At 55.7% G+C, this 21,355-nt stretch carries 15 protein-coding genes; 7 read left to right on the forward strand and 8 right to left on the reverse strand.

The genetic code is table 11. The features are described 5' to 3' along the window. Nucleotides 1-15 precede the first annotated feature (15 nt). On the forward strand, nt 16-2,298 hold the full coding sequence (pflB, locus tag BN1135_RS04805) for a formate C-acetyltransferase (RefSeq protein ID WP_042019222.1): 2,283 nt from the start codon (nt 16-18) through the stop codon (nt 2,296-2,298). Here pflB and BN1135_RS21970 read toward each other — a convergent pair. The 3 genes from BN1135_RS21970 to BN1135_RS04815 form a co-directional block, all read right to left on the reverse strand. Further along, entirely contained in the window at nt 2,282-2,641 is a 360-nt protein-coding gene (locus BN1135_RS21970) for a hypothetical protein (RefSeq protein WP_139245140.1), read from the reverse strand. The two genes, pflB and BN1135_RS21970, sit on opposite strands and share 17 nt — an antisense overlap. A gap of 185 nt (nt 2,642-2,826) precedes the next feature. Beyond that, on the reverse strand, nt 2,827-3,261 hold the full coding sequence (locus BN1135_RS04810; RefSeq protein ID WP_042019284.1) for a YcgN family cysteine cluster protein: 435 nt from the start codon (nt 3,259-3,261) through the stop codon (nt 2,827-2,829). 151 nt (nt 3,262-3,412) lie between these two features. After that, nucleotides 3,413-3,898 carry a cell division inhibitor gene (locus BN1135_RS04815; protein WP_042019223.1) on the reverse strand — a complete coding sequence of 162 codons (486 nt, stop codon included), beginning with the start codon at nt 3,896-3,898 and terminating at the stop codon, nt 3,413-3,415. Between the two features lie 229 nt (nt 3,899-4,127). Here BN1135_RS04815 and BN1135_RS04820 point away from each other — a divergent pair, with 229 nt between their 5' ends. Both BN1135_RS04820 and BN1135_RS04825 read left to right on the forward strand, forming a co-directional pair. Continuing rightward, complete coding sequence (locus BN1135_RS04820) at nt 4,128-4,325, forward strand: DUF4250 domain-containing protein (protein WP_042019225.1); 198 nt, start codon at nt 4,128-4,130, stop codon at nt 4,323-4,325. A gap of 375 nt (nt 4,326-4,700) precedes the next feature. Continuing rightward, on the forward strand, nt 4,701-7,178 hold the full coding sequence (locus BN1135_RS04825; RefSeq protein ID WP_042019227.1) for a glycogen/starch/alpha-glucan phosphorylase: 2,478 nt from the start codon (nt 4,701-4,703) through the stop codon (nt 7,176-7,178). A 64-nt stretch (nt 7,179-7,242) separates the two neighbouring features. Here BN1135_RS04825 and BN1135_RS04830 read toward each other — a convergent pair whose 3' ends face one another. Together BN1135_RS04830 and trxC are read right to left on the reverse strand one after the other, a co-directional pair. After that, nucleotides 7,243-8,625 (reverse strand): SLC13 family permease, encoded by a 1,383-nt coding sequence (locus BN1135_RS04830; RefSeq protein WP_042019229.1) that lies wholly within the window; start codon nt 8,623-8,625, stop codon nt 7,243-7,245. Nucleotides 8,626-8,786: 161 nt separating this feature from the next. Beyond that, on the reverse strand, nt 8,787-9,221 hold the full coding sequence (gene trxC / locus BN1135_RS04835; protein ID WP_042019231.1) for a thioredoxin TrxC: 435 nt from the start codon (nt 9,219-9,221) through the stop codon (nt 8,787-8,789). A 174-nt stretch (nt 9,222-9,395) separates the two neighbouring features. On the opposite strand from trxC, the gene BN1135_RS04840 reads away from it, so the two are divergent. The 3 genes from BN1135_RS04840 (at nt 9,396) to BN1135_RS04850 (ending at nt 15,851) form a co-directional block, all read left to right on the forward strand. Then, nucleotides 9,396-12,200 (forward strand): hybrid sensor histidine kinase/response regulator, encoded by a 2,805-nt coding sequence (locus BN1135_RS04840; protein ID WP_042019233.1) that lies wholly within the window; start codon nt 9,396-9,398, stop codon nt 12,198-12,200. Between the two features lie 166 nt (nt 12,201-12,366). Continuing rightward, nucleotides 12,367-14,103 carry an ABC transporter transmembrane domain-containing protein gene (locus BN1135_RS04845; RefSeq protein WP_042019234.1) on the forward strand — a complete coding sequence of 579 codons (1,737 nt, stop codon included), beginning with the start codon at nt 12,367-12,369 and terminating at the stop codon, nt 14,101-14,103. Beyond that, nucleotides 14,100-15,851: an ABC transporter transmembrane domain-containing protein gene (locus BN1135_RS04850; RefSeq protein ID WP_042019235.1), complete on the forward strand. Its 1,752-nt coding sequence runs from the start codon at nt 14,100-14,102 to the stop codon at nt 15,849-15,851. Before BN1135_RS04845 ends, BN1135_RS04850 begins: the two co-directional genes overlap by 4 nt. 117 nt (nt 15,852-15,968) lie before the next feature. Here BN1135_RS04850 and BN1135_RS04855 read toward each other — a convergent pair whose 3' ends face one another. Continuing rightward, on the reverse strand, nt 15,969-17,564 hold the full coding sequence (locus tag BN1135_RS04855; RefSeq protein WP_042019236.1) for a methyl-accepting chemotaxis protein: 1,596 nt from the start codon (nt 17,562-17,564) through the stop codon (nt 15,969-15,971). 254 nt (nt 17,565-17,818) lie between these two features. Between BN1135_RS04855 and hutW the strand changes: the two genes are divergently transcribed. Next, on the forward strand, nt 17,819-19,180 hold the full coding sequence (gene hutW / locus BN1135_RS04860) for a heme anaerobic degradation radical SAM methyltransferase ChuW/HutW (RefSeq protein ID WP_042019237.1): 1,362 nt from the start codon (nt 17,819-17,821) through the stop codon (nt 19,178-19,180). A gap of 99 nt (nt 19,181-19,279) precedes the next feature. Here hutW and BN1135_RS04865 read toward each other — a convergent pair whose 3' ends face one another. Together BN1135_RS04865 and BN1135_RS04870 are read right to left on the reverse strand one after the other, a co-directional pair. Beyond that, nucleotides 19,280-20,665 carry a DEAD/DEAH box helicase gene (locus BN1135_RS04865; RefSeq protein ID WP_042019238.1) on the reverse strand — a complete coding sequence of 462 codons (1,386 nt, stop codon included), beginning with the start codon at nt 20,663-20,665 and terminating at the stop codon, nt 19,280-19,282. A gap of 179 nt (nt 20,666-20,844) precedes the next feature. After that, nucleotides 20,845-21,321, reverse strand: coding sequence for a glutathione peroxidase (locus BN1135_RS04870; RefSeq protein WP_042019240.1), 477 nt, complete (start codon nt 21,319-21,321; stop codon nt 20,845-20,847). Nucleotides 21,322-21,355: the final 34 nt, after the last annotated feature.

The following is a 21,355-nucleotide window of genomic DNA, read 5'->3' on the forward strand; positions in this document are numbered from 1 at the left end:
GTGAGGTAATGAAAAATGGCAGAACTTAACGAACAGTTCCAAAAAGCATGGGAAGGCTTCGCGGCCGGTGAATGGCAGACTTCTGTCAACGCCCGTGACTTCATCCAGAAGAACTACACCCCGTATGAAGGTGATGAGTCCTTCCTGGCTGGAGCGACCGACGCAACCGCCAAGCTGTGGGACAAGGTCATGGAAGGCATCAAAATCGAGAACCGCACTCATGCGCCGGTCGATTTTGATACTGACATGCCCTCCACCATTACCGCACACGATGCCGGTTATATCGATCAGAGCCTGGAGCAGATCGTTGGTCTGCAGACTGACAAGCCGCTGAAGCGCGCCATCATCGCCAACGGCGGTATCAAGATGGTTAAAACTTCTTGCGAAGTGTACGGTCGTCAACTTGACCCGATGGTCGAGAAGATCTTCACCGAGTACCGCAAGACTCACAACCAGGGCGTGTTTGACGTTTACACCAAAGACATCCTGAACTGCCGTAAGTCTGGTGTTATCACCGGTCTGCCTGATGCCTACGGCCGTGGCCGTATCATCGGTGACTACCGTCGTGTTGCCCTGTACGGTATCGACTTCCTGATGGCCGACAAACTGGCCCAGTTCAAGTCCCTGCAAGCTGACCTGGAAAACGGCGTCAACCTGGAAGCCACCATCCGTCTGCGCGAAGAGATCTCCGAGCAGCATCGTGCTCTGGCACAGATGAAGGTCATGGCTGCCAAGTACGGTTGCGATATCTCCGTTCCGGCCAAGAATGCTAAAGAAGCTGTACAGTGGACCTACTTCGCCTACCTGGCGGCAGTCAAGTCCCAGAACGGCGCTGCCATGTCCTTCGGTCGTACCTCCAGCTTCCTGGACGTGTACATCGAGCGTGACCTGCAAAAAGGCGTGATCACTGAGCAAGAAGCCCAGGAGCTGATGGACCACATGGTCATGAAGCTGCGTATGGTTCGCTTCCTGCGTACCCCGGAATACGATTCACTGTTCTCTGGCGACCCGATGTGGGCTACCGAGACTCTGGCTGGTATGGGCGTTGATGGCCGTACCCTGGTCACCAAGAACAGCTTCCGTATGCTGAACACCCTGTACACCATGGGCCCGTCCCCTGAGCCGAACCTGACCATCCTGTGGTCCGAGAAGCTGCCGGTCGGTTTCAAGAAGTACTGCGCCAAGGTATCTATCGAGACCTCTTCTGTTCAGTACGAGAACGACGATCTGATGCGTCCGGATTTCAACAACGATGACTATGCCATCGCTTGCTGTGTATCCCCGATGATCGTTGGTAAGCAGATGCAGTTCTTCGGTGCTCGTGCCAACCTGGCCAAGACCATGCTGTATGCAATCAACGGTGGTATGGACGAGAAGCTCAAGATCCAGATTGGTCCTAAGACTGACATGGTGACCTCCGAGTTCCTCGACTACAACGATGTGATGAGCCGTCTTGATCACTTCATGGACTGGCTGGCCAAGCAGTACGTTGCTGCGCTGAACATCATCCATTACATGCACGACAAGTACAGCTACGAAGCCTCACTGATGGCGCTGCACGACCGTGACGTATATCGCACCATGGCGTGTGGTATTGCTGGTCTGTCTGTTGCTGCTGACTCCCTGTCTGCCATCAAGTACGCCAAGGTCAAGCCGATCCGTGACGAAGATGGCGTAGCCATCGACTTCGAAATCGACGGTGAGTACCCGCAGTTCGGTAACAACGACGAGCGCGTTGATGATATCGCCTGTGAGCTGGTTGAGACCTTCATGAAGAAAATTCAGAAGCTCAACACCTACCGTGGCGCTGTTGCTACCCAGTCTGTTCTGACCATCACCTCTAACGTGGTATATGGCAAGAAGACCGGTAACACCCCGGATGGCCGTCGCGCTGGTGCTCCGTTCGGCCCGGGTGCAAACCCGATGCACGGTCGTGACCAGAAGGGTGCTGTTGCTTCCCTGACTTCTGTTGCCAAGCTGCCGTTTGCTTACGCGAAAGATGGTATCTCCTATACCTTCTCCATCGTACCGAACGCACTGGGTAAAGATATGGAATCCCAGAAAGCCAACCTGGCTGGCCTGATGGATGGTTACTTCCATCACGAAGCCAACCTGGAAGGTGGTCAGCATCTGAACGTTAACGTGATGAACCGTGAAATGCTGCTGGACGCCATGGAAGACCCGGAGAAGTATCCGCAGTTGACCATCCGCGTATCCGGTTATGCCGTTCGCTTCAACTCTTTGACCAAAGAGCAACAGCAAGACGTCATCACCCGTACCTTCACCGCTTCTCTGTAATCGAGACGTAGTGAGTAAAAACCGGCGCCAAGGCGCCGGTTTTTTTATATGTGCGATTCAGGGGGAATAGACTTCCAGGATCAAGCATCATCGCAATCACAAACGTTGTTATGGAGTATTTGAACAGGGTTATGGCATAGCGGTTCACTAGGGTTGACCTTGGCATTACCTGTAACGCGATCACGCTTGATTCGCGCGCTATCGCCACCAGGGAGGTTGCTTTGCCTGTCACTGCGCCAGTGGCGCGTATGACCCGGCGAACTGGCTGATCAGGCTTACGGGTTAACAGAGACGCCATCACAGGTGTAAAGCAAAACCCATAAGCTTGCGGCTCTGTCATCATTTTCTGCCTCTGCCTCTGCCTCTGCCGCTATCTTCTACCAATGTACCGGTGTGTGGAGGGGGCTACGGTGATCCTGCCAGATATGCGTTGGGTTCTTCTCAATGAAGCGGAAAACCATGTCTGCAGAAACAACAAGGGCTGCACAATGTGCAGCCCTTGTCTCAATGAAAATAGGGGGGAGCGTGTCAGCTGGCCCAGGTGATGATGTGATCAATCCATTCACCTGCCTGCTCCTCGTGAATGACCTTGCCACGTACAGATTGACCTGCCTGATGCATCGCGGAGCGACTGCCCGTCAGCAGAGGATGCCACTGTGGCAGGGTGTCACCTTCTGCTAGCAAACGATAGGCGCAACTAGAGGGCAGCCAGTCATATTCGGCAATCTTGTCATGGGTGATCTGCAGGCAATCAGGCTCTTTTTTGAAACGATTGGTATAGTCAGAGCACTGACAGGTCTTGGTGTTGAGCAGGTTACAGGCGACATTGGTGAACACCAGCTCGTCGGTATCTTCATCGATCAGCTTGTTGAGGCAGCATTTGCCACAACCGTCGCAGAGGGATTCCCATTCGGACTCAGTCATCTGCTGCAGACTCTTGGTCTGCCAAAAGGGGGCTTGCATGATGCCGCTCACTTAATTCACCTGATAAAGCGCGTGGTTATACCCTGTGTGACTCACAATTTCAAGAAGAGGGTCATAATGACGGCAAAATAGCTGCCATGGTGTCAAATTGCGGCGGATCATCTTGATGTGTCTACAGGGTTACCTTGCCTTAATGATTGAGATAGATGTCTTGCTCTGCATAGGCCAGCAGAGGTGTGATTGGGCTGCTTCGTTGTGTGCCAAAGAAACGAGTCAGCACACCAGATTGTTGTCCCAGACGTTGCAGCTTGGCGTGATCCAGCTCGATCTGCTCGGGGAGCCAGGTAAACACGGCAGCACAGTGGCCGTTGCCCAGACTGCGCTCCAGAGTCTGTTGCCAGTTCTTGATTTTAGGGCTGTGTACTACCAGTACCCTCTTGGGATCTATGCCTTGCTCTTGCAGCCGCACAGCGGTGGGGCGCCCCGGTGGTGCTATCAGCAAGATCCAGCCGGCGTGAGTGTTGCCTAGCTTGGCCAATTCAGTCAGAAACTGATCATCAGACTTGATCGTCATGCCATAGTGAGCAGATTCCGCTTTGCAAGCGGTTCTGGTTGGCCATGGGTTACTCATGGCACGGTTCATCGCAAACGGCAGTGAGTGCAGAGGCTGGTTCATAGTTCAATTCCTGTATGAATGTCCAAGCTGTATGTACATACAGTAGTTCTATCCTGCGGTAGTGACAAGGTGTTTTTGCTGAAATCTGTGATGGCGTTGGCACGGGTTTTACTTATGATTTTGTTTTTAAAGGTTTTTTATAAAAACCACGCCGTGTGTTTTTTGCTCTATGGACAAATGGCGCTGCACCGCCCATGGTTATACAGGCCATTTAAAGGGAGGTGCCGCTATGGATATAAGTACCTTGCAGCGTCTGGATGCCAACATCTTGCTGGGCATCATCAATGAAAAACTGAGACTGGAGTGCGATGGGCTGGAGGAGCTGCTGGCCTATTACGATATGAGTGAAGCCCAGTTGGCAGGACGTCTGGATCAGATTGGGTACCATTACGATCCATTGAGCAATCAGTTCAAGGCACATCTCTGAGGGTGCAATGATTGCTTCATATTTATACGGTAATTTTTAAGGCGCATTGAAATCGGTTTCAATGCGCCATCTTGTTGCCTATTTTCAGGGATTTTCAAGGCTTGGCAATCTCTGAAAACCTATTCATGCCATAATATTTTCATTTACTTTATAAGTCACTGATAACAAAGGTTATGTTTGTTTTTATACAATCAGTTAAAGGAAAGGGTTTTCAAGCTTTTCAGGCTGTTTTTATCGGTTAAAGTGTGACTTGCGTTAACTTTTAATTCTGCCGCTTTAGTTAGTATTCTCACGCCGGTACATATTTTGAGATAACAACAGCGCCGGTCCCGCAAGCGGGATAACAATTTTATTTGTAACGAAGGAATATGGTTTATGGCTACCAAGAAGAAGACAGACCAGGATCTCCAACTGGATAAAGATCAGCTCAAGGCGAGAATCGTGCGTCACCTGCGTTCTACCTTGGGAACAAGCGAACAGAAAGCCTCCCCCGAAGCGTGGTGGAAAGCCACTGCTGCGGCCGTCAATGAACAGGTGTACGAGCGCCTGACCCGCACTCAGCAGACTCACTTCAAGAAAGATACTCGTGCCATTCACTATCTCTCTGCTGAATTCCTGATGGGACGATTGACCTCCAACAACCTACATAACCTCTCCCTGTACAAGGCTTGTGAAGAGGCGCTGGGTGAGCTCGGTCTGGAGCTGACCGACCTTTGCGAGCAAGAGCCCGACATGGCCCTCGGCAACGGCGGCCTGGGTCGTCTGGCTGCCTGCTTTATCGATTCGCTGGCAACCCTCAACTATCCGGCGGTCGGCTATGGACTCCATTACGAACATGGTCTGTTTCGTCAGGAGATCCAGGATGGCCGTCAGATCGAGCGTCCGGACTCCTGGCGTGAATACGGTAACCCTTGGGAAATTTGCCGACCGGAATCCGTTCAAGAGATCCCGCTCTACGGCTATGTGGAGACTGTATTCGGTGACAAGGGTGGCCTGAAAAAAGTATGGCATGCCGGTCGCAAGATCAAAGGGGTGCCTTGGGATATCCCTGTCGTCGGATTTGGCGGTAACACGGTCAACATTTTGCGCCTGTGGGAATCCCGCGCATCCGAGTTTTTCGACTGGGACGTATTCAACGCCGGTGGTTACATCGACTCTCAGGCTGAAAAAGCCCAGGCAGAAACTATCTCCAAGGTGCTCTATCCGAACGATGATACCGATGCGGGCAAAGAGCTGCGCTTGATCCAGCAGTACTTCTTCTGCGCCTGCTCCATCAAGGACATCATGCGCCGCTACAAGCGGGTGCATGGCGCTGATTTCAGCAACTTTGCCGCGCAAATTGCCATTCAGCTCAACGATACTCATCCGGCAGTGGCTATCCCCGAACTGATGCGGGTACTGGTGGACGAGGAAGATTTGAACTGGGAGGCCGCTTGGGCCATCTGCTATCAGGTGTTCTCCTACACCAACCACACTTTGCTGCCTGAAGCGCTTGAGAAGTGGTCGGTCAGTTTGTTTGAGAAGGTGTTGCCCCGTCATCTGGAAGTGATTTACGAGATTAATGCCCGTTTCCTGAGCGAGCAGGTCGAGCCCAAGTGGCCAGGCAATGATGTCATCAAGGCCAAACTCTCCATCATCGAAGAGGGGAGTGTGCGCAAGGTGCGGATGGGCAATCTCTGTGTGGTCGGCTCTTCCAAAGTGAACGGCGTAGCCGAAATCCACTCCAAACTGGTGAAAGAGGACCTCTTCCCCGAGTATGCCGAGCTGTGGCCTCAGAAGCTGTGCAATGTCACCAACGGGGTGACACCGCGTCGCTGGCTGTTGGCTTGTAACCCTGAGCTGGCCGGGCTGTATACCGAAGTGGTTGGCAAAGAGTGGCCGCTGCAGCTGGACAAACTGCGTGGGGTGGCGAAGTTTGCAGATGACAAGGCGTTTCAGCAGCAGTTTATGACCATCAAGCGTCATAACAAGGAGAAACTGGTCAAGGTTATCAAGGCGGAGACCGGTATTGATGTTAGCGCCGAGGCGATCTTTGACATCCAGATCAAGCGTCTGCACGAATACAAGCGCCAGCAGCTGAACCTTATCCACATCATGGCGCTGTATCGTCGCCTGCTGGCCAACCCGGACTATGACATGCATCCGCGGGTGTTCATTTTCGGATCCAAGGCCGCCCCCGGTTACAAACTGGCCAAAGACATCATCTATGCCATCAATAAGTTGGCGGATCGGGTCAATAACGACACCCGTATCCAGGGCAAGCTGAAAGTGGTGTTCATGCCGAACTACCGCGTCAGCCTTGCGGAGAAACTGATCCCGGCGGCCGATGTCTCCGAGCAGATCTCCACTGCAGGTTATGAGGCTTCCGGCACCGGCAACATGAAGATGGCGCTCAACGGTGCGATCACCATAGGTACGCTGGACGGCGCTAACATCGAGATCGCTGAAGAAGCGGGCGCCGAAAACTGTGCCATCTTCGGTCTGACGGTCGATGAGGTGAAGTCGTTGAAAGCGCGCGGTTACAACCCGTACGACTTCTACTATGCCAACTCCGAGCTCAAAGCCGTGCTGGACTGGTTTGATACCGACTATTTCACACCGGGTCGCCCGGGTGAGCTGGCCTCCATCAAGCGCTCCTTGCTGGAAGGGGGAGACCCTTACCTGGCCTTGGCGGACTTCCAGTCCTACTCAGAGGCACACAAGCTGATCGATACCTGGTATCGGGATCCGGCGCTGTGGGCCAAGAAGGCAATCATCAACTCGGCCACCATGGGCAAGTTCAACTCAGACCGATCCATTCAGGACTATGTGGATCGGATTTGGAACCTGAAGAGTTGCAATGTTGCGGGTTGATTAACCACTGGATATGAAAAAGCCCTCGCATTGCGAGGGCTTTTTGTTTTGGCGTAACAGGTGATTAGAGAATATCACCGACAAAATAGGCCAGCAGTGCGAGCAACACGGTAAAGACTACGTTGAGGGCCATACCGGCTTTCATCATCTCCTTCTGGCGAATATGGCCGCTGGCAAAGACGATGGCATTGGGTGGCGTGGCAACTGGCAACATAAAAGCGCAGGAGGCACCGATAGCGATCAATACCGCCATCACGATGGGGGAGACACCGAGCGCCTCGGCCACACCGGCGAACAGCGGGATCAGCAGGGCAGCGGTGGCAGTGTTGGAGACCAGTTCAGTCAAAAACACCACGAAGGCCGCCAGCATCAGCAGGATCACGAAGATATTGGCGTGGGAGAGCACGGCCGACAGGTGTGCAGCCAGAAAGGCGCTGGTGCCAGTGGCTTTGAGTATGGCGCTCAGGGTCAGACCGCCGCCAAACAGCATCAGCACGCCCCAGTCGGTGTTCTGGTTGACGTCGTCCCAACTGGCGACGCGGCTGACCACGATGGCAATGATGGCGCCCATGGCAATCAGGGTGTCGAGTTGCGGGATGCCGCCAAAAGCGTTGGAGATAGGTTGCGAGCCGATCCACAGCACCACTGTGGTCAGGAAGATAGCCAGGGTGACTTTGCGCTCGCGGGTCCAGCTGATGCTGACATCCTGGATCTCGACGCGGTGGTTGAGCTGCGGGCGGGTCACCAGATAGAGCAGGGCAATGCCGCAGGGCATCAGGATCAGCACCACCGGAATACCGAATTTCATCCAGTCGGTGAAGCCGATCCCCATCTGGGCTGCAGCGATGGCGTTGGGGGGGCTGCCCACCAGGGTACCGATGCCACCGATACTGGCGCTGTAGGCGATCCCCAGCAGTACGAATACGAAGGTTGCGCGATCTTTTTTGCTATCGAGGCGAGCCAGCATACCGATAGCCAGTGGCAGCATCATGGCGGTGGTGGCGGTGTTGCTGATCCACATCGACATGGCGGCAGTAATGGTAAAGAGCAGGATGACGCCCCAACCCAGATGGCCATTGGCCATGTGCATCACTTTGCCTGCCATCAGGGTATCCAGTCCCTGTTTGGAGAGGGCGGCCGCGAGGGCGAAACCGCCAAAAAACAGGAACAGGATCGGGTTGGCAAAGTCGGTGAGGGATTTGCTCATGTCAAACACCCCGAGCACAGTGGCCAGCAGGGGCACCAGCAGGGCGGTGATGGTGACGTGCAGCGCTTCGGTCAGCCAGAGGATGGCGATAAAGACCAGAATGCCCAGCCCCTTGTTGACCATGGGATCAAACGGGAGCCAGGCCAGCATGGCACAAAGTAGCAGGACATCCAGGATGACGATCCCTGATTTGATGTCCAGCCAGCGAGATGGCGCAGAGGGTACAGCCGATGTGTGCATAATGTTCTCTCGGTTAATTTATGGTTGTTTTTGTGTTGCCGAGGTTACATCTGTTCACCTGTATGAAACAGGTTGCATTACTCAAAATCAGTCACGACTCACAGAGTGATTGATAAAAACGCGCGAAATTAAACATGAATAAAACATATGTGCAGCATAAGTTAAACATCAATGAACTGTTCCAGCCACTGCTTGAACATACTCTTGGGAAGCGAACCGTTTATCTGATCCACGATGTTGCCCTGCTTGAATACTATCAAGGTGGGAATGCTGCGAATGGCGTAACGGGTTGCAATGGCGGCCTGCTGCTCGGTATCGACTTTGACAAAGCGCATTCGGGGCTCTAACTCGTGCGCCACCTCATGAAATACCGGTGCAAACTGCTGGCAGGGGCCGCACCAGCTGGCCCAGAAATCGACCACTACCGGAATATCGGAGTTGATCAGGGTATCAAATTGATCTGATCGTCCAAGGATTGGGGTCTGGCTGAACACCGGCGCCTTGCAATGGCCGCATTTGGCTGATGTGTCGATATGGGTGACAGGCAGGCGGTTTCTGGTAAAGCAGTGGCTACAATAAGTAGTGACAAATGACATAATTGGCTCCTTCAAGATCGGCTCTGGCCGCAGATATGATGGGGGGCAGAATGAAACAACAGCAAGGTTACAGTGAAATAACGGTAACACAGTGGCCGGCGGGAGTGGATAATTCCCCTGGGTTTATCGCCCAACCGGATAATTCAGCGACCACCAGATGAGAGTCGAGACGGGATGAAAAAAGGATCACGGAAGAACCGTGTTGTGGCAGTGCTGATCACAGCCTTGTTGCTCGCTTTTTCAGGTTACTGCTGGCAGTTGCTCAGTCAACAACAGCAGGTGAAGGAGCTCAATAGCACGGCAGAGGTGATGCTAAACAGGATCAACGCCGATACCGTCTATCTGCTTGGGCGGGAGCAGGCCAACGACAGTAATATCCAGCAGCGCCTCGGCCAGTTATCTATCATCCTTGACGGCTTTGTTCGCCACATCCGCAGCGATCCTGCTGCTGAGCAAGATCCTCTGTCGCAAGCGCTGCTGGCGGATATGGATGTTTATCTGATGGAGTTGTCCAAACTCCATGCCATGGAGATGGCCATTGAATATCTCGAGTCGCCACTGCAGGCCCAGGCGATCAAAATGCGCGAGATCACTCAGTCAGACAGCGCACTACAGCGTGATGTAGCTGAGCTGGTACAGCTGACCAACTATTTGCAGCGTAGCTGGGATAAAAATGAGCAGCAGCAGCTGGCGCTGCTGCAACAACAGCTGCAATCCCGTTATGGTAGTGAGCCGGGGGTTACCGCGCTGATCCGCCTCAGCAAAGACATGAGCCAGCAGGTGGTCGCGTATCACACCCTACGTTATCGGCTCATTGATATGCATGTGGTTGATAGTCTTGTCAGCTGGAAGACCGACAAGCTGGATCGCGCCAGCGCCTTGATGAATCGCTTCTATCTGATAGTGCTGGGCGGTGCGTTAATCTGCTTTGGTCTGGTCGCTTGTACCCTGTGGCGTCGCAATCACAAGCTGAGTGAATTATCGCGCCATACCGGCCTGCTGGCTCAGGCCAAGAGCGATTTTCTGGCCAACATGAGCCACGAGATCCGCACTCCCATGAACGCCATCATTGGCTTCAGTTCGCTGGCACTGCAGACCGAACTGGATCAGCAACAACGGGACTATCTGGGCAAGATCAAATCCTCCTCCGACACCTTGCTGCTGCTTATCAATGACATCCTTGATCTGACCAAGGTGGAGTCCGGCAAGCTGACCCTCGAAGAGATCGACTTCGATCTCAGCGAGCAGCTCGATTCTCTGGCGGGCATGTTTGCCGATCTGGCAGAGCGCAAACATGTGGAGGTGATCATTCGCAAGTCGCCGGAGGTGCCGGTCTTCTTGCGTGGGGATCCCCTGCGGCTGGGACAGGTACTGGTCAACCTCGTTAACAATGCCATCAAGTTTACCGAGCGTGGTGAGGTCGAAGTCTCTATCCAGCTGGTCAATGCCCATCCGATGAGGGTCAGCTTCAGTGTGCGTGATACCGGAATTGGTATTGCCGAGGAGAAACAGACTCAGTTGTTTCAGGCCTTTACCCAGCTGGAGGCGGGCAATACCCGTAAATATGGTGGTTCTGGTTTGGGGCTCAATATCTCCCAGCGGCTGGTGGAACTGATGGGGGGGAAAATCACCGTACAGAGCAAATCCGGCGTTGGTTCACGGTTTCAGTTTGATATTCCGATGGCAACGGCGGCGTATGGTGTATCCGGGCACCGGGTGTTCTTTGAGCACCAGCCGCTAGTGATGGTGATGGATGACAATGAGCTGGTATTGGATCTCGCCCGTGACATCCTGACGCGTGCCGGAGTGCGGGTATTGTCAGTCAACAGCCTTTCTCGTGCCCGTCAAGTGTTATGGGAAGAGGGGCAAAACCTGCGTCTGGCGATTCTCGACTGGCGCATGGGCCAGGAAGACGGGCTCGATCTGGCACTGGAGATGTATCAGCATAGCCTGTGGCGGCAGATCCCTATCCTGATGATCAGTGCCTGGGCAAGGGAAGGGTTGCACGCCAGAATGGACAGTATGGGGTTGACCCATTTTCTGTCCAAGCCGATGACCGAAAACGGGTTATTGGCCAAGGTGGATGAGGTGCTCAACGGCAGCTCCTACGATCAGCATCTACGCAAGGCGGAGGTGCAGGGGGATCAACAGCATTTTAAATCCTTGTTGCAAGGTACCCGGGTGTTGCTGGCCGAAGATAATCGGGTCAATCAACAGCTGATCATGGAGTATCTGCGTCGGGTTGATGCAAAGGTCTGTGTGGTGAGTAATGGTCGGGAAGCGGTAGAGCGGGTTGCTGAGCAACCTTTTGATGTGATCCTGATGGATCTGCAGATGCCGGTGCTGGATGGTCTCGATGCCACGCGCCAGATCCGCAAAATGGTCGACAAGCACGATGTGCCCATTATTGCCCTCACCGCCAGCGCTATGCCTGGCGATAAGGATCGTTGTCTGGGTGTTGGGATGAATGGCTATGTCACCAAACCGGTCAGCAAGCTGGAACTCTATAACAACTTGCTACAGTGGGTAAAACCGCAAGACTTTGCACGGACTGGACTGGTTGAGGTCAGGCCACCCGATCAGATGGATATCCTCGATTTGCAGGAGGCCCTCAAACGGTTGGAGCAGGACAAGGAGGCGTTGCAGATCCTGTTCAAGCTGTTCATGTCGGAGCATAAAGACGATCTGTGGGAGATCCGCTCCGCCTTGCGCAGTCAGCAACCCGAGGTGGCCAGCAAGTTGTTGCATACCCTCAAGGGGGTGTCGGCCAACATCTCGGCGGTTCGCTTGCAGATGGTCAGCGGAGATTTGGAGTGGCGTTTAAGGCAAAAAGAGGTGCTGAACGAGGTGGATCTGGAGCAGTTGCAATACGTATTTGGTCAGACGCGGGAAGAGGTGTCGCACTTTTTGCTCACAGGCGAGCAGCATGATAATTCGCATAATCCCTATTCATCAGGGGATGATCACATGTCACAGTGAATTAAATAGTAATTATTCTCAACCATGCCGGTTCAGGATATGATGAGCATTCATTCTAATCGCCTCCAGTTGGAGGCGATTGTTTTCATTTTTCTCAGTTTGCGTGGCTTGCCTGGCGGCTGCTCTGACGAGTGGTCACCGACAGATAACGCTAAAGGTTGGTGGTGTGAGCGTTTTTTTACGATTGAGCTGGTTTTTCAAGGAGCAGTGGCCTCGCTATCTGGCCGCCATCTCCCTGCTGCTGATGGTGGCCCTGTTGACGGTGATCCCCCCTAAAGTGGTGGGCTGGGTGGTGGATGGCATCACCAGGGGAGAGCTCGATAATGGCACTTTGATGCGTTATCTGGCGGGGTTGTTTGGTCTTGGCCTGCTGATTTATCTGCTGCGTTACGTCTGGCGGGTGATGCTGTTTGGCGCTTCATACCGGCTGGCCTATGTCTTGCGTAATCGGCTATTCAGCCATTTCACCCGCATGAGCCCCGATTTTTATCAGCGCCACCGTACCGGCGATCTGATGGCCCATGCTACCAACGATATTCAGGCGGTTGAGATGACTGCCGGTGAAGGGGTGCTGACGCTGGTGGACTCCATCATGGTCGGGGTGCTGGTGCTCTCCATCATGTGCAGCCAGTACTCCTGGCAATTGACGCTGCTCTCGTTGTTACCGCTGCCGGTGATGGCCTATTTCATGAACCGTTTCGGCACTCAGATCTACACCCAGTTCAAGGCAGCTCAGGGGACTTTCTCCAAGCTCAACAACAAGACCCAGGAAGCCCTTTCCGGCGTGCGGGTGCTTAAATCCTATGCGGTCGAGTCCCTTGAAGATGAAGGCTTTGCCGAGCTGACAAGGCAGGCCGGGGATCGCAACATGGCGGTAGCCCGTATCGATGCCAAGTTTGATCCGGTTATCTATCTCTGTATCGGTTGCTCTTACTTTCTTGCGGTGGCGGGGGGGAGTGCGCTGGTATTGCAAGATGAACTGACCCTGGGGCAGCTCACCAGCTTCACCATGTATCTTGGCCAGCTGATTTGGCCGATGTTTGCCATCGCCTGGTTGTTCAACATCATCGAACGGGGCAGTGCCGCCTATTCCCGCATCGAGAGCCTGCTTGGCGAACGCAGTGACATTGAAGAACCTGCTCATCCAACGACATTTATCGCAGCATTTCCCCTTCATGTTGAGGCGGTGAGCTATCGGCTGGAGCAACGCACCCTGCTGCAAGGTGTGGATTTTACCCTGCAACGGAACGGTATGCTCGGAGTGGTGGGACGCACCGGTGCTGGCAAGAGCACCTTGCTCAAGCTGTTGATGCGCCTTGCCAATCCCACGGCGGGCCAGATAGTGATGGGTGGCGTGGCCATTGAGCAGCTGTCGTTGGGGGCATTGCGGAGCCAGTTTGCCTATGTGCCGCAAGAGCCGTTCCTGTTTTCCACCACCATCGCCGCCAATATTGCCCTCGGCAAGCCCGATGCGAGTCGCGAGGAGGTCGAACGGGTGGCGCGTATCGCCTGTGTCCACGATGATATCGTGCGTTTCCCCAAGGGGTATGAAACCGAGGTGGGGGAGAAGGGCGTCACCCTCTCCGGTGGTCAGAAACAGCGGCTCGCCATTGCCCGCGCCCTGCTGCTGGAGGCACCGATCCTGGTACTTGATGATGCGCTGTCAGCGGTAGATGCTCACACCGAGCAGCAGATCCTTCATGCGCTGAAGGCCCATGATCGCACTTTGATCCTGATTAGCCACCGGATGACGGCGGTGGAACAGGCCGACGAGATATTGGTATTGGAGCAGGGGGTGATCAGTGAGCGGGGTAGGCATCAGGAGCTGATGGCACACGATGGCTGGTATGCTGACATGGTGCGCTACCAGCGTCTGGAGCAAGACGTGGAGGAGAGCCTGTGAACCCGACTATCAAACGGCTGCTGGGGTACTGTGCCCGTTATCCGCGTTGGCTGATCCAAGCTGGCATCTGCCTGCTACTGGCAACGGGCGCTGAAGTGGCAGGGCCACTGCTGATCAAGACCTTCATCGATGACTATCTGGCGCCACGCAATATTGTGTGGCCAGCCATCGGCGCGATTGCCGCCGGTTATCTGGCCTTGCAGGTACTCTCTGCGGCGGGTTTCTATTTGCAATCACTGCGCTTTAACCGCATCGCCCAGGCGGTGGTGCAGACCTTGCGCGAGCAGGTGTTTGCAACCGCCATCCGGTTGCCGGTTCGCTATTTTGACCAGCATCGCTCGGGTTCCCTCATCTCCCGGATCACCAATGACACTGAAGCCATCATGAACCTCTATGTGCAGGTGATCGGGATGCTGGTGCAAAAGGTGGTGCTGCTGTGCGGCATTCTCATCTCAATGGCATTGCTGGATCTGCGCTTGATGCTGGTCTGTGCGACCTTGCTGCCTGCGGTAATGGCTGTGATGTGGCTTTATCAGAAGTTGAGTGTGCCGGTGGTACGAGTGACCCGTAGTTTGCTGTCTGATATTAACAGTCGCCTTAACGAGTCGCTGCAGGGAATGCCGGTGATCCAGGCGATGGTACAAGAACGCCATTTCGCCAACGCCTTTGCCGAGGTTAACCAGCAACACTGGTCGGCTAGGCTCAAGAGTCTCAAGATCAATGGCATCCTGCTACGCCCGCTGATCGACATGTTTTACATGATGGTGCTGATCGGTTTGCTGGCGTTGTTTGCCAAAGAGGGATTAAGTGCAGAAGGGGCCATTCAGGTGGGGGTGCTTTATGCCTTTATCAGCTATCTGGGGCGGATGATCGAGCCCTTGATCGAGATGACCAACCAGCTTAACCAGCTGCAGCAGGCGATGGTGGCGGGGGAGCGGGTGTTTGCCCTGCTCGATGAGCCGCGTGAAAGTACCGATGGCGCGCATCAGGATCTGCAAGGACGGGTTTGCTTTGATAAGGTGACTTTTTCCTATGATGGCCAGCAACAGGTGCTGCGACAGGTCAGTTTTGCTGCGCGACCCGGTCAGATGTTGGCGCTGGTGGGCCATACCGGCAGCGGCAAGTCCACCATCATCAGTCTGCTGATGGGCTTCTATCCGCTAGACCAAGGAGCGATCCGTTTTGATGATCACTCGCTAGAGACGCTGTCGCTGGCCGCGGTGCGCCGCACTATCGGGCTGGTGCAGCAAGATCCCTTTATCTTCGTCGGCACTCTGGCGGAGAACCTGCGTCTTGGCCGCGCTGGCATCGATGAGGGGCGGCTTTGGCAAGCACTGAGCGAGGTACAGCTGGCCGAGTTTGTTCGCAGCTTGCCGGAGGGGATCAACACCCTGATGGAGGAGGGGGGCAAGAACCTCTCCGCCGGTCAGCGTCAGTTGCTCTCGTTCGCCCGCGCGCTGGTGGGGGATCCGCGCATCCTCATTCTGGACGAAGCAACCGCCAGTGTGGACTCCCAGACCGAGCTGGCGCTGTCGCAGGCAATTTCTGCGGCGCGTCGTGGCCGCACCACCATCGCCATCGCTCACCGACTTTCGACCATTGTCGATGCGGACGAGATCCTGCTGCTCTCCCGCGGTCAGGTGAACGAGCGGGGCTGCCACAGTGAACTGATGGCTCTTGGCGGTCATTATGCCCAGCTGTTCGAGATGCAGAGCCAGGGGGCATGGCTTGAGGAAAAACGGGCTTAAGCCGCCAACATGGTCGATGACTGATCGCACATAGAGCCAACATATGATCGGTCAATCTGATAAGTGAAAATCCGATACCTGTACAGGTATCGGATTTTTTTTGCTGAGCCGCAGCGATCACCAACGGTAGGTTTTAAGCAGCGCCTCCAGTTTCTGGCACTGCTCTACCAGCTGGATGCTAGCGAGATTGGCATCATGGGCCTGGCCCAGAGTGTCGTTGGAGGTGCTGCGAATATCGCTCACCGAGCTGTCCACCTCATGGCAGACCCGATCCTGCTCTTCGGCCGACTGAGCCATCTGGGCGTTGAGGTCGTTGATGCTGGCAATACGTCCGATGATGTTCTGCATGGCAGCCAGGGTCGCTTCGGTCTTGCTGATGCTCTCACCGGCCTTGCTTTTTGCATCCCCGATAACCGTAACCGCGCTCTGGGCCTCTTTTTGCAGCGCGGCGATCATCTGGGAGATCTCTTCGCTGGCCGCACGGCTACGATTGGATAGCGCTCGTACTTCATCGGCCACCACCGCAAAGCCACGCCCCTGTTCGCCCGCCCGGGCCGCTTCAATGGCGGCGTTCAGCGCCAGCAGGTTGGTCTGATCGGCTATCCCCTTGATCACTTCCAGCACACTGTCAACGGCGAGGCAGCGACTGTCGAGTTGCTGGATCACCTGATCCACCCGATCAATTTCGGCCGACATCTCGTCCATATCGGTGATGGAGTGCTGGGCTAGCCGGCTGGTGTTGGCGGCATCCTGATTGGTGAGGGCGGAGAGCTCGGCGCTGCGGCGGGCGTGTTCGCGCACTTCGTGAGAGCTGGCGGCCAGTTCGCTCACTGCGGCGGCGACTTGAGTGGTCATCCCCTCTTGTTGGCTGGCCGAATTTTCGGTCTGGGTCGCGATCTGACGGATCTGGTTCGACTCCTGATAGAGCTGGTGGGTGGCGCCTTCCACCTCCTGCAGGCTGTGGCGGAATCCCTGCACCATGTCATTGACGGCGCGGGTCATCTGGCCCAGTTCATCCCGGCTGTGATTGACCAGGGGGAGGGCCAGGTCACGCTCTTTGGCCATCTGGATCATGGTGAGTTGCAACTGACGTAGCGGGCGTTTCACATAGCGTTGCAACACCCACCAGAGCAGGCCGAAGCCGAGGCTGAAGACGGCTGCCAGGCTGCCGCTCAGGATCAGGTTGTTGTGGCGGATCTCGCCGAAGGTGTGGCTGAGGTCATAACTGATCCGCACCGCCCCCATCACGGTCCCCTCATTGACCTGATGGCAACTGGTGCACTGGGTGCCGCGATACTCCTTGTAGGCTTTGAACGGCTTGATCAGGGTGAGCTGGTTGCCCTGTTGCTGGAGGATGGTCTCTCCCTGATTGATGGCCCGCTCATCGAGGGGGTCCTGCGCTTTCTGATCCGGGTGACCCGGGCCAAACAGGTTGCTGACGGCCGGGGCACGGATCAGCCGGGCCTCGACAATACCTGCCTCGCTTTTGAGTTTGGTCTGCACAATCTGCCGGTTGGCCATGCCACCGGTCATCATCAGCACGTTGAGCTGATCCATGTAGGTGTTGGCCGCGCTCTCGACTTTCTCTCCCGCCAGCCGGATGGCGAGATCCCGTTGCAGCCATGCAGAGAGTTCGAAGCAGAGGCCAAAGGTGGTGCTGATGACCAGCGCAAGAGGGAGGAATATTTTCCAGTTCAAGGAGAGGTTATGCATCTTGGGCAAGTTCCATGCGCTTGGTGTTGTTATGAGATCCCGTATCATCTTGATCGTAGACGAAGAAACGGCGGGAGATGGTTCTCTATCGGCACACCATAACCGCTCTTGAGTAAATAATCTGTTAAGTAGATCGGTAATGCATGTTGCCAAAATGGCCTCTGGGAATGGCGCTGCTCCTTGGGTTGATCCAGAACAAATTTCCAGTAACGATAATCGTTATCATTGTCATTATTTGCTGAATAGTGACCACCATGAATCTGCCCCCCTCAATGACCGGCATTGCCTCACCGGACCCCCTCAAGTTTGCCTTTAGCGCCAAGACTTCTGCTCACGCCAGTCGGGGAGGGATGCGCCCCTTCCCGCTGGATGAGGCCGGTTGGCAGGGCTGGTGGCAGCGCGAAAGCGATGCACAAGAGCGAGCCCTCTATATCCACATTCCGTTTTGCCGCAAGCGCTGCAGCTTCTGCAATTTTTTTGAAAATGGCGCCAATCCGGCGCGGATCAACCGCTACATCAATGCGCTCTGCGGGTCGCTGGCTCAGGCAGCAGAGACGCCATTAGTGCAGAGCATGGCTTTTTCGGCGGTGTATGTGGGGGGCGGTACGCCGACGGATATGAGCGCCGACGAGCTGGCCATGCTGGCCGAGGTGATCCGCCGTTTTCCGCTGGTGACCGATGCCGAGGTGACGCTGGAGGGGCGGCTCAACGGTTTTGATGATGAAAAATGGCAGACGGCACTGGCGGGTGGCTTCAACCGCTTCTCGTTCGGGGTACAGAGCTTTGATACCCAAGTGCGCCAGCAGGCTGCTCGCTTCGATGACAGGGATACCCTGCTGACCCGTCTTGGCGAGCTGACTCGGGATGATGCGGCTGTGATCCTGGCAGACCTCATCTTCGGTCTGCCCGGGCAGGATGATGCCGTGTGGCAGCAGGATATCCGTGATGTGATGGCGAGCGGCGTGCACGGGGTCGATCTCTACCAATTGATCGCCTTGCAGGGCACCAATCTTGAGCGGGCGCAGGAGAAGGGCACCCTGGGTTGGGTAGCCGACGGCCAGCAGCGAGCAGCCATGTATGCCTATGGCGGAGCGCAACTGGAAGCCCACGGCTGGGAGCGTCTATCGTGCAGCCACTGGCGGCGCAGTCCGGCCGAGCAGAGCCGCTATAACCAGATGGCCAAGCGCGGCGCCGAGATCCTCCCTTTTGGCGCCGGGGCGGGGGGCAGTGTTCATGGTCACGGCTTGATGTATGGGCGGGAGCTGGCACCTTGGCACGACGCGCTGGCCAACGGCGAGCGGGCGCCCGGCATGGTGATGGGGCGCAATCCCAATGGGCGGATGGATGGTGTGCTAAGAGGGGCCCTCGACTGTGGTGTGCTGGCGCTGGATCGTCTGCCTGCGCCTTTGCTGACTCATCTTATGCCGCTCTTTGCAGCTTGGCAGCAGCACGGGCTGGCTGAAATCGGTGGCGATAAACTGTTGCTGACCCTGGCTGGCCGCTTCTGGAACGTCAATATGCAGGCTGGCTTGTTCGAGTTCTTGCAGCTCAATCCGCTCGATGGCGCAGCGCCGCCCAGCCATGGCGCCGCCGCTGTGGGTCATTCACTGGTCTGATCCTGAGCTGAACAGCTGGGTGCAACTGCCACGTTGATAACGAAAGAGGGAGCCAAATTGGCTCCCTCTTTGGGTTAGAGCGGAAGCTCAGGGCGTGAGTTATTCGTCACTGCTGTCCTGATAGCTGTCGCGCATGGTCTTGGGCAGGCGGCGCATCGGGGTAAAGCCGATATCTTCACCGACCACTTCCCGTTTGCGGGCTGGTGCCGGTTTTTTGGGGGCATCGCTCTTGGCTTTACCTTTGCCTGCCGCGGGCTTGCCTTTGGCATTGCTCTTGGCGTTGGCATGGCCGCGGTCACGGGGCGGGTTTTGCACCGGCTTGCTACCTGGCAGGGTTTGGCGGCTCACCTTACCGCTGGGCTCGTACCCGGCCATGATCTCCCGTGGCAGAGACTGGCCGATCAGGGCTTCGATAGCTTTGAGTTGATCCAGCTCGTCATGGCTGACCAGCGAGATGGCTTCACCACCACGACCGGCACGGCCAGTTCGGCCGATACGGTGGATATAATCCTCTGCCATTTGCGGCAGTTCAAAGTTGATCACATAGGGCAGTTGATCGATATCGAGGCCGCGGGCGGCGATATCGGTGGCGACCAGCACCCGCACGGCGCCGCTGCGAAAATCAGCCAGTGCCCGGTTGCGGGCGCCCTGGCTCTTGTCACCGTGAATAGCCACGGTATTGAGGCCATCTTTTTGCATCTGCTGGGCGAGGCGATCGGCGATCTGCTTGGTGCGGACAAACACCAGCACCCGCTGCCAGTTGCCACGGCCAATCATATGGGAAAGCATCTCACGACGGCGTTCCCGATCGACTTCGATGATCCGCTGAGTCACCTGTTCGGCTGCGGTATTGCTCGGGTCAACCTCGATCAGGGTGGGCTCCTTGAGCAAATCATCGGCCAGCGCCTTGATCTCATTGGAGAAAGTGGCAGAGAACAGCAGGGTTTGCCGCTCTGCAGGCAGTGCTTTCATGATCCGGCGAATGTCGACGATAAAACCCATGTCGAGCATACGGTCAGCTTCATCCAGTACCAGCACTTCCAGCTGGTTCAGGGTCAGTGCACCTTGAGTCAGCAGGTCGAGCAAGCGGCCCGGGGTGGCGACCAGAATATCGACACCCAGCTTGATGGCGTCGAGGTTGGGTTTGATGCTGACGCCACCGTAGGCGATCAGGGTACGAAACGGCAGGTGGTGGGCATATTTGGTGATGCTCTCACCCACCTGGGCGGCCAGTTCGCGCGTCGGAGTGAGCACCAGCGCCCGCACCTGACGGCGGCTACGCCCGTGGTTGACCAGCAGTCGCTGCAACATCGGCAGGGTGAAACCGGCCGTTTTGCCTGTGCCTGTCTGAGCGCCGCCGAGCACATCCTGACCGGCCAGAATGGCCGGAATCGCTTGCTGCTGGATGGGGGTTGGCTGCTCGTAACCCAGCTCCTTGACGGCCCGCAAAATGTGCGGGGACAGACCCAGTTCGTTAAATGACATGTTCGAGAGACACTCCTGAGGTGAGCCTTGGGCTCAATGGTTGATCGGCAGCGTTGCACCAATCACCATCTGGAAAAGATAGTGGGGCCGTAATATAGCAGAAGAGCGGCCTGCACGCAGTAGCTGTCGTGATGGCCGCCACACAATGGTGTAAATATGGCGAAAACAGGGTCGGGGGATCAGAGCATCTCGCGGATCTGTTCGGTCAGGCTCTCGGGTTTGGCTTGCGGGGCGAATCTGTCCACCACATTGCCCTCCTGATCGATCAGAAATTTGGTGAAGTTCCACTTAACGTTTTCCAGCCCCAAAAATCCCGGTTTCTGCTTTTTAAGCCACTGGTAGAAGGGGTGGGCATGTTCGCCGTTGACATCGCACTTGGCCATGATGGGAAAGCTGACCGGATAGTCGAGTGAGCAGAAGCTGGCGATATCGTCCGCATCCCCCGGCTCCTGATTGCCGAACTGGTTGCAGGGGAAGCCCAGGATCACCAAGCCCTTGGGCCCAAGCTCCTGATAGAGCGCTTCAAGACCGGTGTATTGCGGGGTAAATCCACAGCGACTGGCCACATTGACCACCAATATCACCTTGCCGGCCAGCTGAGTCAGCGGATAGGGGGTGTCATCCAGTTGTTGCAAAGTCAGATCAGGCAGGGACATGACATTATCCTTTTGTTGGTTGTCAGCATAAGAG

This window comes from Aeromonas sobria (assembly GCF_000820145.1).
In the GTDB taxonomy this organism is placed as follows: domain Bacteria; phylum Pseudomonadota; class Gammaproteobacteria; order Enterobacterales; family Aeromonadaceae; genus Aeromonas; species Aeromonas sobria.

Bases quoted from the DNA above. Each gene is read 5' to 3' on its own strand.
- BN1135_RS04820 (WP_042019225.1), top strand. From the start codon at position 4,128: ATGGATATAAGTACCTTGCAGCGTCTGGATGCCAACATCTTGCTGGGC.
- BN1135_RS21970 (WP_139245140.1), bottom strand. From the start codon at position 2,641: ATGATGACAGAGCCGCAAGCTTATGGGTTTTGCTTTACACCTGTGATG.
- BN1135_RS04810 (WP_042019284.1), bottom strand. From the start codon at position 3,261: ATGCAAGCCCCCTTTTGGCAGACCAAGAGTCTGCAGCAGATGACTGAG.
- BN1135_RS04830 (WP_042019229.1), bottom strand. From the start codon at position 8,625: ATGCACACATCGGCTGTACCCTCTGCGCCATCTCGCTGGCTGGACATC.
- BN1135_RS04825 (WP_042019227.1), top strand. From the start codon at position 4,701: ATGGCTACCAAGAAGAAGACAGACCAGGATCTCCAACTGGATAAAGAT.
- pflB (WP_042019222.1), top strand. From the start codon at position 16: ATGGCAGAACTTAACGAACAGTTCCAAAAAGCATGGGAAGGCTTCGCG.
- BN1135_RS04815 (WP_042019223.1), bottom strand. From the start codon at position 3,898: ATGAACCAGCCTCTGCACTCACTGCCGTTTGCGATGAACCGTGCCATG.
- trxC (WP_042019231.1), bottom strand. From the start codon at position 9,221: ATGTCATTTGTCACTACTTATTGTAGCCACTGCTTTACCAGAAACCGC.
- BN1135_RS04840 (WP_042019233.1), top strand. From the start codon at position 9,396: ATGAAAAAAGGATCACGGAAGAACCGTGTTGTGGCAGTGCTGATCACA.
- BN1135_RS04865 (WP_042019238.1), bottom strand. From the start codon at position 20,665: ATGTCATTTAACGAACTGGGTCTGTCCCCGCACATTTTGCGGGCCGTC.
- BN1135_RS04855 (WP_042019236.1), bottom strand. From the start codon at position 17,564: ATGCATAACCTCTCCTTGAACTGGAAAATATTCCTCCCTCTTGCGCTG.
- hutW (WP_042019237.1), top strand. From the start codon at position 17,819: ATGAATCTGCCCCCCTCAATGACCGGCATTGCCTCACCGGACCCCCTC.
- BN1135_RS04870 (WP_042019240.1), bottom strand. From the start codon at position 21,321: ATGTCCCTGCCTGATCTGACTTTGCAACAACTGGATGACACCCCCTAT.